This is a genomic window from Streptomyces sp. MMBL 11-1, from assembly GCF_028622875.1.
Classification (GTDB): Bacteria; Actinomycetota; Actinomycetes; order Streptomycetales; family Streptomycetaceae; genus Streptomyces.
This window is the reverse complement of record NZ_CP117709.1, coordinates 7391412-7406953: the sequence shown is the minus strand read 5'-3', so window position 1 is coordinate 7406953 and position 15542 is coordinate 7391412. Positions and strand designations below refer to the sequence as shown.

At 73.3% G+C, this 15542-nt stretch carries 15 protein-coding genes and 1 pseudogene; 11 read left to right on the top strand and 5 right to left on the bottom strand.

Annotation, left to right across the window (positions count from 1 at the left end; translation table 11 throughout):
- The first annotated feature begins 145 nt into the window (after positions 1 to 145).
- Positions 146 to 2278, top strand: coding sequence for an MMPL family transporter (locus PSQ21_RS32600; protein ID WP_274034973.1), 2133 nt, complete (start codon positions 146 to 148; stop codon positions 2276 to 2278).
- 144 nt (positions 2279 to 2422) lie between these two features.
- Here the strand turns inward: PSQ21_RS32600 and PSQ21_RS32595 are convergent, their stop codons facing one another.
- On the bottom strand, positions 2423 to 2950 hold the full coding sequence (locus PSQ21_RS32595) for a DoxX family protein (protein WP_274034972.1): 528 nt from the start codon (positions 2948 to 2950) through the stop codon (positions 2423 to 2425).
- Between the two features lie 216 nt (positions 2951 to 3166).
- Between PSQ21_RS32595 and PSQ21_RS32590 the strand changes: the two genes are divergently transcribed.
- Positions 3167 to 5182: an NADPH-dependent 2,4-dienoyl-CoA reductase gene (locus PSQ21_RS32590; protein WP_274034971.1), complete on the top strand. Its 2016-nt coding sequence runs from the start codon at positions 3167 to 3169 to the stop codon at positions 5180 to 5182.
- 105 nt (positions 5183 to 5287) lie between these two features.
- Here PSQ21_RS32590 and PSQ21_RS32585 read toward each other — a convergent pair whose 3' ends face one another.
- The 4 genes from PSQ21_RS32585 to PSQ21_RS32570 all read right to left on the bottom strand — a co-directional run bounded on the left by PSQ21_RS32585 (position 5288) and on the right by PSQ21_RS32570 (position 9447).
- A complete protein-coding gene (locus tag PSQ21_RS32585) occupies positions 5288 to 5800 on the bottom strand; it encodes a gluconokinase (RefSeq protein ID WP_274034969.1) in 513 nt (170 codons plus the stop codon).
- 172 nt (positions 5801 to 5972) lie between these two features.
- Entirely contained in the window at positions 5973 to 7025 is a 1053-nt protein-coding gene (locus PSQ21_RS32580; RefSeq protein WP_274034968.1) for a glucose 1-dehydrogenase, read from the bottom strand.
- 440 nt (positions 7026 to 7465) lie between these two features.
- Positions 7466 to 8452: a DMT family transporter gene (locus tag PSQ21_RS32575; protein WP_274034966.1), complete on the bottom strand. Its 987-nt coding sequence runs from the start codon at positions 8450 to 8452 to the stop codon at positions 7466 to 7468.
- Positions 8449 to 9447 carry a phosphatase PAP2 family protein gene (locus PSQ21_RS32570; protein WP_274034964.1) on the bottom strand — a complete coding sequence of 333 codons (999 nt, stop codon included), beginning with the start codon at positions 9445 to 9447 and terminating at the stop codon, positions 8449 to 8451. The genes PSQ21_RS32575 and PSQ21_RS32570 overlap by 4 nt, the downstream gene beginning before the upstream one ends.
- Positions 9448 to 9607: 160 nt before the next feature.
- Between PSQ21_RS32570 and PSQ21_RS32565 the strand changes: the two genes are divergently transcribed.
- The 9 genes and pseudogenes from PSQ21_RS32565 (at position 9608) to PSQ21_RS32525 (ending at position 15538) form a co-directional block, all read left to right on the top strand.
- Positions 9608 to 10237 (top strand): TetR/AcrR family transcriptional regulator, encoded by a 630-nt coding sequence (locus PSQ21_RS32565; RefSeq protein WP_274034963.1) that lies wholly within the window; start codon positions 9608 to 9610, stop codon positions 10235 to 10237.
- A 247-nt stretch (positions 10238 to 10484) separates the two neighbouring features.
- On the top strand, positions 10485 to 11498 hold the full coding sequence (locus PSQ21_RS32560) for an SPFH domain-containing protein (RefSeq protein WP_274034962.1): 1014 nt from the start codon (positions 10485 to 10487) through the stop codon (positions 11496 to 11498).
- Positions 11495 to 12394, top strand: coding sequence for a hypothetical protein (locus PSQ21_RS32555; RefSeq protein WP_274034961.1), 900 nt, complete (start codon positions 11495 to 11497; stop codon positions 12392 to 12394). The genes PSQ21_RS32560 and PSQ21_RS32555 overlap by 4 nt, the downstream gene beginning before the upstream one ends.
- A gap of 93 nt (positions 12395 to 12487) precedes the next feature.
- A pseudogene (locus tag PSQ21_RS32550) lies at positions 12488 to 12987 on the top strand (nucleotide triphosphate diphosphatase NUDT15).
- Positions 12988 to 13145: 158 nt separating this feature from the next.
- A complete protein-coding gene (locus tag PSQ21_RS32545; protein WP_274034960.1) occupies positions 13146 to 13550 on the top strand; it encodes an SHOCT domain-containing protein in 405 nt (134 codons plus the stop codon).
- Positions 13551 to 13661: 111 nt separating this feature from the next.
- Positions 13662 to 14045, top strand: a complete 384-nt coding sequence (locus PSQ21_RS32540; RefSeq protein WP_274034959.1) for a hypothetical protein — start codon at positions 13662 to 13664, stop codon at positions 14043 to 14045.
- A 56-nt stretch (positions 14046 to 14101) separates the two neighbouring features.
- On the top strand, positions 14102 to 14629 hold the full coding sequence (locus tag PSQ21_RS32535; protein ID WP_274034957.1) for a hypothetical protein: 528 nt from the start codon (positions 14102 to 14104) through the stop codon (positions 14627 to 14629).
- Between the two features lie 146 nt (positions 14630 to 14775).
- Positions 14776 to 15216, top strand: a complete 441-nt coding sequence (locus tag PSQ21_RS32530; RefSeq protein ID WP_274034955.1) for a DUF6325 family protein — start codon at positions 14776 to 14778, stop codon at positions 15214 to 15216.
- Positions 15217 to 15244: 28 nt separating this feature from the next.
- Complete coding sequence (locus tag PSQ21_RS32525) at positions 15245 to 15538, top strand: SHOCT domain-containing protein (protein WP_274034953.1); 294 nt, start codon at positions 15245 to 15247, stop codon at positions 15536 to 15538.
- The last annotated feature ends 4 nt before the right edge of the window (positions 15539 to 15542 follow it).

Below are 15542 nucleotides of genomic sequence, written 5' to 3'. Positions count from 1 at the left end.
GCTTTTCCCCGGCCGGGTGCGTCCATGGAAGGGCCACTGCCACCCGACCCGCCCCCCCCTGCGGCTGCCCGCGGGAACAGTCCCGTAATGTATTTCAATGATTGAGATTGTTCTCCGCTGAGATATCTCCACCCCCGGGAGAGACATGTCCACCCCTGCTCGGTCGATCCGCTGGCTGATCCCTGTCGTGCTGCTCATCGCGTGGCTCGGCGTCGGCGGCGGGCTCGGCCCGTACGCCGGGAAGCTCGGCGAGGTCGCCACCAACGACCAGGCCGCCTTCCTGCCCCAGAACGCCGAGTCCACCCAAGTCATCGACGCGCAGAAGGCGTTCCAGCAGAACGAGACCCTGCCGGCCATCGTCGTCTGGACGTCGGCGGAGAAGGACGCGCCGGTGAGCGACGAGCAGCGGAAGGCAGCCACCGGCGCCCTCGCCTCGCTCGCCGGGAGCGACGGCGTGGTCGGAGCCCCCTCGCCCGCACTGCCCTCGGACGACGGCCTCGCGCTCCAGGGGATCGTGCAGTTGAGCCCCGCTCTCGGGGACGAGCTGCCGACGGTACTGGAGAGGATCCAGGAGGCGGGCACGTCCGTGCCCGGCACGGCGGTCCAGCTGGCCGGGCCGGCCGCGAGCCAGGCCGACCTGTCCGAGGCCTTCGCGGGCATCGACGGGCTGCTGCTCGGGGTCGCCCTGATCACGGTGCTCGTCATCCTGCTGCTGGTGTACCGCAGTGTGCTGCTGCCCTTCGTCATCATCCTCGGCGCCGTGTTCGCCCTCTCCCTGTCCTGTGCGATCGTCTACGTCCTCGCCGACCACGACATCGTGCGTGTCGACGGGCAGGTACAGGGCATTCTGTCGATCCTGGTGATCGGCGCGGCGACGGACTACGCACTGCTGCTCACCGCCCGGTTCCGGGAGGAACTCGCCGTCCGCGGTGACCGGTTCGCCGCGATGCGCATCGCGCTGCGCGAGTCCTTCGGCCCGATCACGGCCAGCGCCGCGACGGTGGCGGCGGGACTGCTGGCCCTGCTGCTCAGCGACCTCACCAACAACCGCGCGCTCGGTCCGGTGGGCGCGATCGGCATCGTCTGCTCGGTCCTGAGCGCCCTCACCTTCCTGCCCGCCGCTCTGGTCCTGCTGGGCCGGAAGGCCTACTGGCCGGCGAAGCCCAAGCCCGCCGCCGACAGGCTGTCCGGCGGCCACGGCATCTGGCACCGGGTGGCCGCCCTCGTCGACCGCGCGCCCCGCAAGGTGTGGGCGATCACCCTGGCGGCCCTGATCGCCTGTGCCGCGTTCGCCCCCACGCTCACCTCCAAGGGTGTTCCGCTCGACGAGATCTTCGTCAACGACGCCCCGTCGGTGGCCGCCCAGGAGACGCTGAGCGAGCACTTCCCCGGCGGTTCGGGGAATCCGGTCGTGATCATCTCGTCGGCCGACCGGCTGGCCGAGGTCAGCGAGGCCGCCGGCCGTACCGACGGGGTGGCCTCCGTCGCGCCGGTGAGCGCGAGCGGGCGGCCGGGCGGCGAACCGCTCGTCGTCGACGGCAAGGTCCGCGTCGACGCGACGCTCAAGGACGCCGCCGACAGCGACGGCGCCAAGGAGACGGTGGCCGCGCTGCGCACCGCGGTCCACGCGGTACCCGGATCGGACGCGCTGGTCGGCGGCTACACCGCCCAGCAGTACGACACCCAGCGGACGGCGGAGGACGACCGCATGCTGATCGTGCCGGTGGTGCTGGCGATCATCCTGGTGATCCTGGTCTTCCTGCTGCGGTCACTGGTGATGCCGGTGCTGCTCGTGGCGACCGTGGCGCTGAACTTCCTCGCCACACTCGGCATCTCCTCGCTGGTCTTCACCCATGTGTTCGGCTTCAGCGGCACGGACTCGTCGGTGCCGCTGTACGGGTTCGTCTTCCTGGTCGCCCTGGGCGTCGACTACAACATCTTCCTGATGTCCCGGGTCCGGGAGGAGTCGCTGCGGCACGGCACCAGGGAGGGCATCCTGCGCGGGCTCACCACGACCGGCGGGGTCATCACGTCGGCGGGCGTCGTCCTGGCGGCCACCTTCGCCGCGCTGGGCGTGATCCCGCTGGCGTTCCTGCTCCAGATCGCGTTCATCGTGGCCTTCGGCGTCCTGCTTGACACCCTGGTCGTCCGGTCGCTCCTCGTCCCGGCGCTGGTGCGGGACATCGGGCCGAAGGCGTGGTGGCCGGGGGCCCTGAGCCGGGAAGGGGAGGACGGTCAGCGCGGCACGGCCGCGGAGGCCGGGGCCGGATCCCGGTAGGCGGCCAGGGCCCAGATGACGAAGATGTCCCGGTCAGGGGCCCCTGCGGGAAGCCGCCCGCAGGCGGCGGGCCGCCGGGTCCGGCCGAACCGGCTGAGCCGACGGGACCGGAAGGGCCGGCGGCGCGGGAGGGGTCCTCACTCATCAGGACTCCTCCCGCGCCTGCTCGGCCTGCCCCTTCGCGCGCCTGCCGACCACTGCGGCGGCGGCGACCGCACTGCCCGCGAAGGCCAGCGCGACCATCCAGGGGCGGTCGAAGACATGGCAGGTGGCGTGGTCCACGGAGTAGCGCCCGGGGCCGGTCAGCCCGACGGCCGCGGCGGTGAAGCCGAGGAACGCCGGGTACTCGTAGCCGCCCCCCTGGGCGAAGAAGCCCGCCGGGGCGTGCACGGCCACCGCTCCGGCCATCGCCCCTGCGGCCGCCGCGCCCGCCGCCGGGGTGGCGAGGCCCAGTGCCAGCAGGACGCCGCCGCCCGCCTCGCCGAGTCCGGCGGCCACCGCACTGCGCTTGGGCGGGTGGAATCCCATCGCCTCCATCGCGGCCGTGGTGCCCTGGATGCCTCCGCCGCCGAACCAGCCGGCCAGCTTCTGGCTGCCGTGGGCGGCGAGCACCGCGCCGGTGCCGACGCGCAGGACGAGCAGACCGAGATCACGCCGGTTGACGCTGGCCATGGGAACTCCCGGGGGACGGTGGTTGCGGGGCGGTTTCCTACGGCTCCCACTGTCGCCGGGCCGGCGTGCGGGGGCCCGGTCGGACTGGGCCGTACGGGGAGCGGCCCCGGCGGAACACGGCCCTGAGTGCGACGCAGATCATTATGCAACTTGTTGCATAGCTGACGCGGGGTGGTCTACAACTGACGCGACGACCCCGCGCGGAGGAGACCCCGGATGAGCCTGTACCCGACCCTGCTGAGCCCGCTGGACCTCGGGTTCACCACCCTCCCCAACCGGGTCCTCATGGGATCGATGCACATCGGTCTGGAGGAGGCCGAGCGCGGCTTCGAGCGGATGGCCGCGTTCTACGCCGAGCGCGCCCGGGGCGGCGTCGGCCTCATGGTCACCGGCGGCATCGCCCCCAGCGAGCGGGCGTGCTCCTTTCCCGGCGGGGCCAAGATGACGACCGAGGCGGAGGCGGCCCAGCACCGGGAGATCACCTCGGCCGTGCACGCGGCGGGCGGCCGGATAGCGATGCAGATCCTGCACTTCGGGCGGTACGCGCACCACCCCGACCTGGTGGCGCCCAGCGCGCTCAAGGCCCCGATCAGCGGGTTCACCCCGAACGCACTCACCGACGACCAGGTCGAGGAGACCATCGAGGAGTTCGTGCGCGCGGCCGGTCTCGCGCGCCTGGCGGGTTACGACGGCGTCGAGATCATGGGCTCCGAGGGCTATCTGATCAACGAGTTCATCGTCTCCGCGACCAATCACCGCACCGACCGCTGGGGCGGCAGTTACGAGAACCGCATGCGGCTGCCCGTCGAGATCGTGCGCCGGGTCCGCGAGCGGGTCGGCGACGACTTCATCCTGATCTACCGGCTCTCCATGCTCGACCTGGTGCCGGGCGGCTCGACGCTGGAGGAGGTCGTGACGCTCGCGAAGGAGATCGAGGCGGCGGGCGCGACGATCATCAACTCGGGCATCGGCTGGCACGAGGCGCGGATCCCGACCATCGCCACCTCCGTGCCGCGCGGCGCGTTCAGCTGGGTGACCGAGAAGGTGCGCGGCGCGGTCTCCATACCGCTGGTGACGAGCAACCGCATCAACACCCCCGAGGTCGCCGAGGAGATCCTCGCCTCCGGCCGGGCCGACATGGTTTCCATGGCCCGCCCTTTCCTGGCCGACCCGGAGTTCGTCGCGAAGGCGGCGGCTGGCCGGGCGGACGCCATCAACACCTGCATCGGCTGCAACCAGGCCTGTCTGGACCACATCTTCAGCCTCAAGATCACCTCCTGTCTGGTCAATCCGCGCGCCTGCCACGAGACCGAGCTGGTCCTCGGCCCGACCCGGGCCCGTAAACGCGTGGCCGTGGTCGGCGCCGGCCCGGCGGGCCTCGCGTGCTCCGTCACGGCGGCCGAGCGGGGGCACGCGGTGACCCTGTTCGACGCGGCGGAGGAGATCGGCGGGCAGCTGAACGTGGCGCGCCGGGTGCCGGGCAAGGAGGAGTTCGACGAGACGCTGCGCTACTTCCGTACGCGGCTGGCCGAGCTGGACGTCGAGGTCCGGCTGGGCACCCGGGCGGACGCCGGTTCGCTGGACGGCTTCGACGAGATCGTGCTCGCCACGGGCGTCGAGCCGCGTACCCCGGCGATCCCCGGCGCGGACCGTCTGAACGTCGTCAGCTACCTGGACGTGCTGCGTGACGGGGCGCCGGTCGGCGACCGGGTCGCGATCGTCGGCGCGGGCGGCATCGGCTTCGATGTCGCGGAGTTCCTGACCGACGGCGGTGAAGCGGCGAGCCTGGACCCGGACACGTTCTTCCGGCAGTGGGGCGTCGACACCGCCTACGCGGAGCGTGGCGGGCTGCGCGCTCCCGAGCGTCCCGAGCCGCCGCGGGCGGTCCACCTGATCCAGCGCAGGAGCACCAAGGTCGGCGCGGGGCTCGGCAAGACGACGGGGTGGATCCACCGCACCGAACTGCGCCACCGGGGCGTCGAGATGATCGCCGGAGCCTCCTACGACCTCATCGACGACGAGGGCCTCCACCTCACCGTCGAGGGTGAGCGGCGGGTGCTGCCGGTCGACACGGTGGTGCTGTGCGCGGGTCAGGAACCGCGCCGCGAGCTGTACGAGGAGCTGCGCGCGGGGACCGTCCCGGTCCATCTGATCGGCGGGGCGGACGTGGCGGCCGAGCTGGACGCCAAGCGGGCCATCCGCCAGGGCACGGAGCTGGCCGCGAGGCTCTGAGCGGCACCGGGGCTGGATCCGCGGTTCCGCGCCCGGCGGACGGAACCGGACAAGCCACGAGCCGGGGCGGGGCCCACCGGGAAAGAGAGACGGCCGGGCGGAGTGTCACCGGTCGCGGACAGCGGCGAGCGCGCGGCGCGTCGTCTCCTCCACCGTGCCGGTGATGGGAACGACCGCTCCCCGCTCTCCGTCGGTGAGTGGTTCCAGCGTGTCCTGTTGGGACCGGAGGAGCTCGACGGGCATGAAATGTCCTCGCCGGGCAGCCATACGCTCGGCGATGAGATCGACGGGGCCGTCGAGATGGACGAAGAACACCTGGGGTGCCGCCGAGACGAGGCGGGCGCGGTAGGACCGCTTCAGCGCCGAGCAGGTGATGACTCCTCCGTCGGAGATGTGCTCCCGGAGCCACTCGGCGATGTCGTCGAGCCAAGGACGCCGGTCCTCGTCATCGAGGGCGGTTCCCGCGCGCATCTTGGCCACGTTCTCCGGGGGGTGGAAATCGTCGGCCTCGGCGAACAGCACGTCCAGCGACTCGGCCAGGGACCGGCCCACCGTCGTCTTGCCGGACCCGGACACGCCCATCACCACGACCAACGGAGCGTTCTCGTTCTGCGCCATCGCATCAGGCTAACGCGGCACGGTCCGCGCGTGTCGGGGCCGGTCGGCGACGCCGGGAGTGATCCGCGCGGGCCGGGCGCTCCCGGGGCCGCGCCGAGAGCGGGCCGAGCGCAGGGGTGGCCCGGGAGGGTCCCAGGGCGCCCGGGGCCATCGGGGATCGGCGGCCCGGCACTCACCCCTCCAGGTCGATGACCACCTTGACGTCGTCCGGCCGGGACTCCAGCGCCTCCGCAGCGCGTTCGAGGGGGACGCGCCTGGTGATCAGCCGTTCCAGCCAACTCCGGTCCGCCGCCGCCAGAGCGTCGGCGGCCTGCCGGAAGTGGCGTCGGTTGGCGTTGACGGAGCCCACCACGGCGTCGTTCTGGAGCACCATCTCCCGGTTGATGGTGCCGGCGTCCGCGGTGATGCGACGGCCGGCGGGAGAGACACCGGTCAGGCACACCACCCCGTACGAGGCGGTTCCGGTCAGTGAGGCGAAGACCAGGGTGCTGGCTCCGGTCGCTTCGATGATGACGTCCGGGCAGAGGTCGTCGATCACCCGCTCCGCGTCGTCGGTGTGGTACGCGGCACCGAGATCGCGGACCAGCGAGGGTTTGGGGCCGTCCTTCACACGGTCCAGGACGTGCACCTCCAGCCCCCGCTGGACGCCGAGGAGGGCGGCCAGCAGTCCGATCGGTCCCGCCCCCGTGACGAGAACCCGGTGCGGCTCGAACCAGGAGCGCCCCCCGACCCGCTCCACCTGCTCCCAGGCCTTCGCCACGACCGAGGTGGGCTCCATGAGTACGCCGACGCCCGCCAGGTGGGGTTCCAACCGCACGGCGTAGTCGGGCTCCACGCACCACGCCTGGGCTCCGAAGCCGTCGAGTTCCTTGATTCCGCGTTCGGTGTAGCGTCCGTTGCGGCACATGTCGAACTCCTGCCGGGCGCAGGCGCCGCAGGGCACGGGGTCGGGCCGGCGCACCACCCCGGCCACCAGATCACCGGTCGAGAAGCCGCTGCCCGACGGGGCCCGCTCGACCCTGCCGAGCGATTCGTGGCCGAGGATCAGCCAGTCCCGGCCGGACGGTGCCCTTCCGTACTGGCCACCGGTGATCTCCCGGTCCGTACCGCAAACCCCCATGGCCAGGCCGCGTACCAGCAGTTCTCCGTCGGCCGGGGACGGATCCGGCAGCTCCCGCACGTCGAGGCAGTCCTGCCGGCCAGGCTTCACGGTCAGTGCGCGCACAGGTGTGCCGCCTTTCTCATGGTCGTGCCGGTATCGGTCCGCGGCGGGCGACGGCTGCCGCGGAGTGGGCGGTACGGTCCTGCCTCACGGCAGGTGGGCGGTCGGGCCCGCGGCCCCGACCGGGGCGAGGAGGCCGAAGGGAACGCCCAGTGCTACGTATACCTGCCCGGTCGGCCGGTAGGCCTGCCAACGCGCTCGGAGAACCGGCGCCTCACGGCCGGGACCCTGGAAGGGTGCGCCGCGGCCCGGGCCGGCACCGGTGGAAGGACCTTCCCCCGGTGCCCGTCGCAATCGCGGTGAACGGGCCGCCGGGAGACGGCGAAGCACCGCCGGAGCCGCTCCGGCACGTGGTGTGCGCCGCTCTTCCCGGGGCCTGGCCGGGTGGCTGGTGGGCGGGGCGCCTGGCCGTCGCCGAGCGGCATCGGAATCCCCGGGGCCGGTCAGCCGCCCGCGTGCGCGGGGACGGGCTCCGGGGCGCCCGCCGGGGGTGCGGTGCCCGCGCGCCGGGGGCTGCCGATGACGACCCCGGAGGGGACCCGGCCCTCCGGGGCGGTCGGCTCGGACGGGGCGGTCGGGTCGGACGGGGCGGCCGGGTCCGTGTGCCGCGCCTGGGCCCGGCTGAGGAGCATCACCCCGCGCACGGCCGCCGCCGTACCGAGGAGCGCGAGCACCAGGCTGACCGGCCCGCCCCGCAGGCGCTCGCCGAGCAGGGCCAGGCCGATCGCGGCGGCGGCGACCGGGTTGGCGAGGGTGACCACCGCGAGCGGGGCGCCGAGCCCACCCCGGTACGCGGTCTGGGACAGCAGCAGGCCGCCCATGGCGAAGGCGGAGACGAGCAGCGCCACCGTCAGCAGCCGCCAGCTGAACAGCGGGCCGCCGGAGTGGCCGGTGACGGCGACGGTGAGGGTCTGGGTGAGCGCGGAGGCGACCCCGGAGGTGATTCCGGAGGCCGCCGCGTGCCGCAGCCCCGGGCGGGCCCCGGGCCGGCCGAGTCCGGCGACGACCGCCATGGTGGCCGCACCCACGCCGAGCGCCTCGGGAAGGCTGAGGGCCTCGTGCGGGGCGGAGCCGCCCGCGGTCAGGAGCAGTGCGCCGAGGCCGAGCAGGGTCAGAACCGTGCCCCGCCACTCGACGCGGCCGACCCGGCGCCCGGCGGCGCGCGCTCCGAGCGGTACGGCGACGACGAGGGTCAGCGCGCCCAGCGGCTGGACCAGGGTGAGCGGGCCGTAGTTGAGCGCGGCGACGTGGAGCAGCGCGCCCGCGGCGTTGAGGCCGACCGCCGACCACCAGGCGCCCCGGCCCAGCAGGCGCAGGGCTCCGGTGGAGGGGTCGGCGCGGCCGGCGAGCCGGGACTGCGCCACGGCGGCGGTCGCGTAGGCGCCGGCCGAGACGAGGGAGAGTGCGACGGCGAGCAGCGTGGCGCTCATCGCCCGGCTCCGGCCCGGGCGGGCGCCCGCGATCCGGTATCCGGGCCGACGGCGGGCTCGGCGGACCCGTCGGCGGCTCCGAAGGACGGTGACAGAGGCAGACCGGCCGCCGCGAAGGTTCCGGGCGGGGCGGCGGCCTCGCCGGACCTCGCCGGGACGGCCGATGCGGAGACACGCGGCCCCGTACCCTCCGCGTACGCCGGTACGGCAGACCTCCCACCGCTCCCCCACAGGTCCGGCCGGGGCGACCGCGCGGGGACGGTCCGGGCGGACAGCGGCAACCGGAGGACGGCGAGGGTGACGGCGAGCATCGCCCCGACGACGATCGCGTCGAGCCAGTAGTGATTGGCCGTGCCCACGACGACGAGCAGCGTCGTCGCCGGGTGCAGCAGCCACAGCGCGCGCCACCGGGAACGGGTGGCGCCGATCAGCCCGACGGCGACCATCACGGCCCAGCCGACGTGCAGCGAGGGCATCGCGGCGAACTGGTTCGCCATCGTGTCGGTCGCGGGAGTCTGCCCGTACACCGTCGGCCCGTAGACCTGACCGATGTCGACGAGTCCGGCGGCCGTGAGCATCCGGGGCGGGGCCAGCGGGAACAGCAGGTGGAGCCCCAGGGCGGCGGCGGTGAGCGTGGCGAGAACGCGACGCGACCGGACGTAGTGGTGCGGGCGGCGCCAGTAGAGCCAGACGAGGAAGAGGGCCGTGGCCGGGAAATGAACGGCGGCGTAATAGGTGTTCGCCGCCTGGATCAAGGGCTGGCTGTGCAGCAGCAGCCCTTGGACCGTGCCCTCGTCGGGCAGGTGCAGGACGCGTTCGAGGTCCCATACGTGCCCCGCGTTGCGGAACGCTTCCTCGACATGACCGTTGGCGGCCCTGCGGCCGAACTTGTAGGCCAGGAAGAGTCCGGCCACGAGAAGGAACTCGCGGACGAGGGGCGGTCGGGCACGTATGTCCGGCTCCTGGTCCGTGGGCTCGGTGCGGGCGTGGATCACCCGGTGCCCCCTTGGATGCGAAGCGGTGTCAGGACGGCCCGGTGGGATCCACGCCGTATCGATACGCCAGTGTACCGATACGACGACGTATCGGTACTCGCGCGTATCGGTACACTGGCGTATCGAGAACCTCGCCGCACCGCCGCAGGAGGTACAGCCCATGCCGTCGCCCGGCCCCTCGCAGGAGCCAGCCCTCACGTCCCGCCGGTCGAAGATCACGCCCGAGCGGGCACAGGAGCTCTACGGGGCGGTGCTGGAATTGCTGCGGGAGAGCGGCTACGAGTCGCTGACCATGGAGGGGGTCGCCTCCCGCACGCGGTGCGGGAAGTCGACGCTGTACCGCCAGTGGGGCTCCAAGCCGGAGCTGGTGGTGGCCGCGCTGCACGGCACCCGGCAGATGCGGCTCCCGAACATCGACACCGGCACGCTGGCCGGGGACCTGCTGGAGGCCGCGCGGGCGATCGGCGAGGCCTCGGGGAGCGACACCCCGCTCATGCACGCCCTCAGCCATGCGGCGCTCCAGAGCCCCGAGCTGCTGTGCGCACTGCGCGAGTCCCTGATCCTGCCGGAGATCGCGGCGATCGACGCGATGGTCCGGCGGGGCCAGGAGCGCGGCGAGATCGCGGCGGACCTTCCGGGGGCCGAGTTCGTCGCGGCCCAGCTGCTCGGCGTGATGCGCGCCCGGCCGCTGCTGGAGGGGCGCTACGCCGACGCGGCGTATCTGACCCGGTTCGTGGAGATGGCGATCCTTCCGAGCCTCGGACTCACGGCGGGAGCGCCGGAGTCCTGACAGACGTGGACCGCCCGCGCCCCAGCGGATGGGGCGGGCGGTCCACCCGCGCCGCACCGTGGGGACGGGGGCGGCGCACCGCCCGGGCGGCCGGTGCCCTCCACGGAGGCCACCGGCCGCCCGTGTGCTCACACACGGGAGGCGAGCAGGCAGGTGGCCCACCGGACGCCACCCCCCTTTTCGTCAACTTGACTCTATTCACCACCCCCCTTATCGTCGCAATGACGAAATCGAGGGGGGCCTCACCATGGCCGACATCACCCGGCGCCTCGGCTGGCGCCATCTGCGCTCCGCGCCCACCGCCCACATCCGCCACCACCACCGCGGCCGGCTGGCCCACGACGGCCGGGGGCTCAGCTTCTGGTACCGGTCCCTGTCGGCGGCGCTCTCCGAAGTGCCGGTCGACGACCGGGAGCTGGCCATGGCGTTCCACGCCCGTACGGCCGACTTCCAGGACGTCACCGTGCAGGCCACCGTCACCTACCGGATCAGCGATCCGGCCGAGGCGGCGGACCGGCTCGACTTCTCCGTGGACCCGGACACCGGGAGCTGGCGCGGCGCGCCGCTGGAACAGATCGCCACCCTCCTCACCGAGACCGCACAGCAGCACACGCTGGACGTGCTGGCCCGCACCCCGCTCGCGGCGGCCCTGGTCGACGGCGTCGCCTCCGTACGCGAACGGGTCGCCACCGGCCTCACCGCCGAGCCCCGCCTCCCCGCCACCGGCATCGACGTGGTGGCCGTGCGCGTCGTCGCGATCCGCCCCGAGGCCGAGGTCGAGCGCGCCCTGCGCACCCCGGCCCGCGAGCAGATCCAGCAGGAAGCGGACCGGGCCACCTACGAACGGCGGGCCGTGGCCGTCGAGCGGGAGCGCGCCATCGCCGAGAACGAGCTGGCCAGCCAGATCGAACTGGCCCGGCGCGAGGAGCAGCTGGTCGACCAGCGCGGCACCAACGCCCGCCGCGAGGCCGAGGAGAAGGCCGCGGCCGACGGCGTACGGACCGAGGCGGAGGCGGCCCGCAAGGTGCGCCTGGCCCGCGCGGAGGCCGAGGCGGCGCGCGAGACGGGCGCGGCGCGGGCCGAGGCCCAGGCCGCCTGGCTGCGGGTGCACGGCGAGGCCGATCCGGCCACGCTGCACGCCTTGGCGGCGACCCGGCTCGCGGAGAACCTGCCGCGCGTCGAGAGCATCACCCTCTCCCCCGACGTTCTCACCGGGCTGCTCGCCAGGCTCGGCCGTCCGGAAGGCGGTGCGGGCGCGTGAGCCTGGCGCCCCGGGCGGTGCTCGTCCACCGGCGGACGGAGTACGAGGAGCTGCTCGCCCGGCACGGGACCCACGGGCAGGCCGCGTTCTTCCTGTCCAGCCGGGGGCGCTCGATCGACGAGGTGGCCCGCCGCCACGAGGCCACCCGGCAGGCCCTGCGCGAGGTGGCGGCGGCGGTGCCGCTCACCTGGCGCAGCTCCCGGGTGGAGCGGGCGGACCTGGACCGCTTCCTGTTCGCCCCGGAGGACGTGATCGTCGTGGTCGGCCAGGACGGACTGGTCGCCAACACCGCGAAGTACCTGTCCGGGCAGCCGGTGGTGGGCATCGACACCGACCCGGGGCGCAATCCCGGCGTCCTGGTCCGCCACCGCCACGCCGACGCGGCCGCCCTGCTGCGCGCCGCGTCCACCGCCGGAGGGAGCGCCGAGGAGCTGACCATGGTCGAGGCCGTCGCCGATGACACGCAGCGCCTCCTCGCCCTGAACGAGATCTACCTCGGGCCGCCCGGCCACCAGACGGCCCGCTACCGCCTGGGCCCCGACGGTGAGAGCGCCCCCGGCGAAGCCCAGGCCTCCTCCGGGGTGCTGGTCGGCACCGGCACGGGCGCCACCGGCTGGCTCCGGTCGCTGTGGCTGGAGCGCGGCGGCACCCTGGCGCTGCCCGCGCCGTGCGACGCGCGGCTCCTGTGGTTCGTGCGCGAGGCCTGGCCCTCCCCGGCGACCGGGACGTCCAGGGTGGCGGGCGAGCTGGGGCGCGGGCAGGGGCTGCGGCTGACCGTGGAGTCGGACCGGGTCGTGGTCTTCGGGGACGGGATGGAGTCCGACGCCCTGGAGCTGACCTGGGGTCAGAGCGTACGGCTCGGCATCGCGGAGAGGTCGCTGCGGCTGGTGACCTGAGCGCGCCCGCCACTGCCGCACCGGCACACGGCCGCCCGGGCCGCTTCGTTACGGTGGTCCGGACCCGGCACCGCAGAACGGAGAACCAGCACCATGTCAGCCGACCGCATCGCCGAGCCCGCCCGCAACACCCGCCCGCCCTCCGCCCAGGCGGCCCTCGGAGTCGGCGTGATCGTCGAGGACGTCCGGGGACGCGTACTCCTGGGCCGGCACCACAGCGGTACGTGGGAGCTGCCGGGCGGGAAGGTCGACGCGACGCACGAGTCGATCGCCGCGGCGGGCGCCCGGGAGCTGCGCGAGGAGACGGGCCTGGTGGTCGACGAGGCGGCCGTGGACGTCATCGCGATGGTCCACGACGTGATCGGCGGGATCAACCGCGTCAGCATGGCGGCCGTCGTGCGGCTCGCCTCCGGGGTCCCGGAGGTGACCGAGCCGCACCTGATCAGCGCCTGGCAATGGACGCCCCCGAGGAGCTGCCGGCCCCGCTGTTCGACCCGTCGGCACAGATCCTCGCGGCCTGGCGGCCGGAGCTGGGCATCGCCCACCCGCCCGCGCATGTCCTGCGGATCGCCCCGGACGAGAACCGCGCCTGACACACCGCTCCTGCGCTCACGCACCTCTCCCACCCCGGAGACGTACAGACGTACCGGCCTCCAGACGTACCGGCCTCCAGACCTACCGACCTACAGGTGCGGACAATCCGGACTCACTGTATGAATAGGGGACCATTCGCACGACAGGGAGTAGGACCATGGACGACTACCCGCTCCTGGACGTCTTTCTGACCATGCTGTACCTGTTCCTCTGGGTCATGTGGTTCTTCCTGCTGTTCAAGGTGGTCACCGACCTCTTCCGGGATCACTCGCTGAACGGCTGGGCCAAGGCCGGCTGGCTGATCGTCGTCATCCTGCTGCCGTACCTGGGCGTGCTGATCTACCTGATCGCCCGCGGGCGCAGCATGCACGAACGCGACGAGAAGCTGGCCAAGGACTCGGAGGCGGCGTTCCGCGCCTACGTACGCGAAGCCGCGGCGAGCCAGGGCGGATCAGGCGGCAGCGACCATGTGAACGATCTGGCGAAGCTCGCCGACCTCAGGGACAAGGGCGCGCTCAACCCCGAGGAGTACGAGCGGGCGAAGGCGAAACTGCTCGGCTGAGGCACGGCTCCGGCTCTCGGCATCGACCCCCGGCCCTCACCCGAGGCCGGGGGCCGGCGCCCGGCTCCCGTGTTCTATCGTGGGGTGACCTTCCGGAAAGAGCAGGCGTACATGAGGCGAGCGACGACCCCCGTGGCGGCCACCGCCGCGCTGCGTGGTCTGCTCGCGCTTCTGGTGGCCGTGGTCGGTCTGCTGTGTCTGCTCGACCGGCCCGCGCCGCCGGACGTGGGTCCGTCCGACCTGATGTCCGTAGCGCAGGCGGCTACCGCCGCGCAGCCCTCGGCGGGCGACGACTCCGCTACGTGCGGCAAGAATCCGGTGGCCGCCGAGGACGTCGCGCCGCGCTCCGACACCGCTGCGGGCGCCGGTCCGGCGTCCGGTTCGCCCCGCTGGACGGACGGCACCGCACCGGCGACCGGTTCGGGCGCCTCGTTCTGCCGCGGCGACCCCGCGCCACCTCATCCCGTCACCACCTTCTCCGTACTGCGGATGTAGGCCGGCCCTCGCGGTCGCGTCCTTGATCTCTTCCATCCGGAAACGGAGATTTCCGCATGTCCTCTTCCCAGCGCTCCTTGAGCCTGGCGGGCACGACGCTGCGTATGTGGCGGGCCAGGCAGTGGCTGGTGGCGGGGCTCGGCGCCCTGGCCACGGCCGTCGCCGTCGGCGTGCCCACCGATGTGCTGCCCACCCCCCTGTTCGGCCGCTCGGTCCCCGTGCAGTGGTGGAACTATCCCGCCCTCGCCCTCACCGCCGTCCTGGCCGGCCTCGTGCTGAGCACGTACGTCCGCCCGCCCGCCGCCACCCCGCTCGCGCCCTCGGCCTCATCCCCGTCCACGCAGCCTTCCGACACCGTCCGGGGCAGCCGGATGGGTGCTCTCGGCGGCGTGCTGTCGTTCTTCGCCGTGGGCTGCCCCGTGTGCAACAAGCTCGTGCTCGTCCTCCTCGGGTCGTCGGGCGCGCTGAGCTACTGGGCGCCGCTGCAGCCGCTGATCGCCGTCGCGTCCGTCGCCCTGCTCGCGGAGGCGGCCCTGCGGCGCCTCTCCACCCAGAGCCAGTGCACGGTCACGGCTCCGGCCTGACGTACACGGCCGACCCCCTCCCCGGCACCGCATGCTCGTCGGCGTGCCCGCGGCTCCCGGTCGGCGGGGGGTCTCTCCCCTCGCCCCCGGCGCGGGAAGATGTCATGGTTAATCCGTTATGACGCTTCGTGAAAGGCGGGCTGATCGTGCCCAGTGGTCTCCAAGCCGACACGGTCGGCCCGGTTGACGTCGCCGTCATTGCCTTCGAGGGCAACCGGTTCGACGGCCAGGTAGTCCCCGCCCTGCGGGAACTGCAGCAGAACGAGACGGTCAGGATCCTCGATCTGGCCTTCGTCTCGAAGGCGTCGGACAGCTCGGTCACGGTCGTGGAACTCACCGATCCGGGAGTGGCGGAGACACTGCTCCAGGTCACGGACGCCCAGTTCGACCTGCTCAGCGACGAGGATCTGCGGACGGTGTCCGACTCCCTGGGTGACGGGTCCTCCGCACTCGTCGTGGCCTGGGAGAACACCTGGGCGGCGCGGCTTGCGGCAGCGGTGCGGGGTTCCGAGGGCGAGCTGGTGATGCTGGAACGCGTTCCGCGGGACGCCGTCGTCGAAGCGATCGCGTCGCTCGACGGCAACTGACCGACAGAGACGAAGGAGACGGCCAGTCATGCCTCAACGATTCGGACGGCCCGGCCTGCTGGGCACCATCGCCCGCACCGCGGTCATCTCGGGCACCGCCACCGCGGTCTCCAACCGCGTGGAGCGTCATGACATGCGGCGCCAGGCGGCCGCCCAGGCCCCGCAGGCGCCGGCAGCCGCGCCCCCTCCCCCGGCGCCGGCCCCGGCCCCGGCGGGCGCGGACCGGGTGTCCCAGCTGACCCAGCTCGCCGACCTGAAGGCCCAGGGGCTCCTCACCGACGAGGAGTTCGCCGCCGAGAAGGCCCGCGTCCTGGGGTCCTGAACGG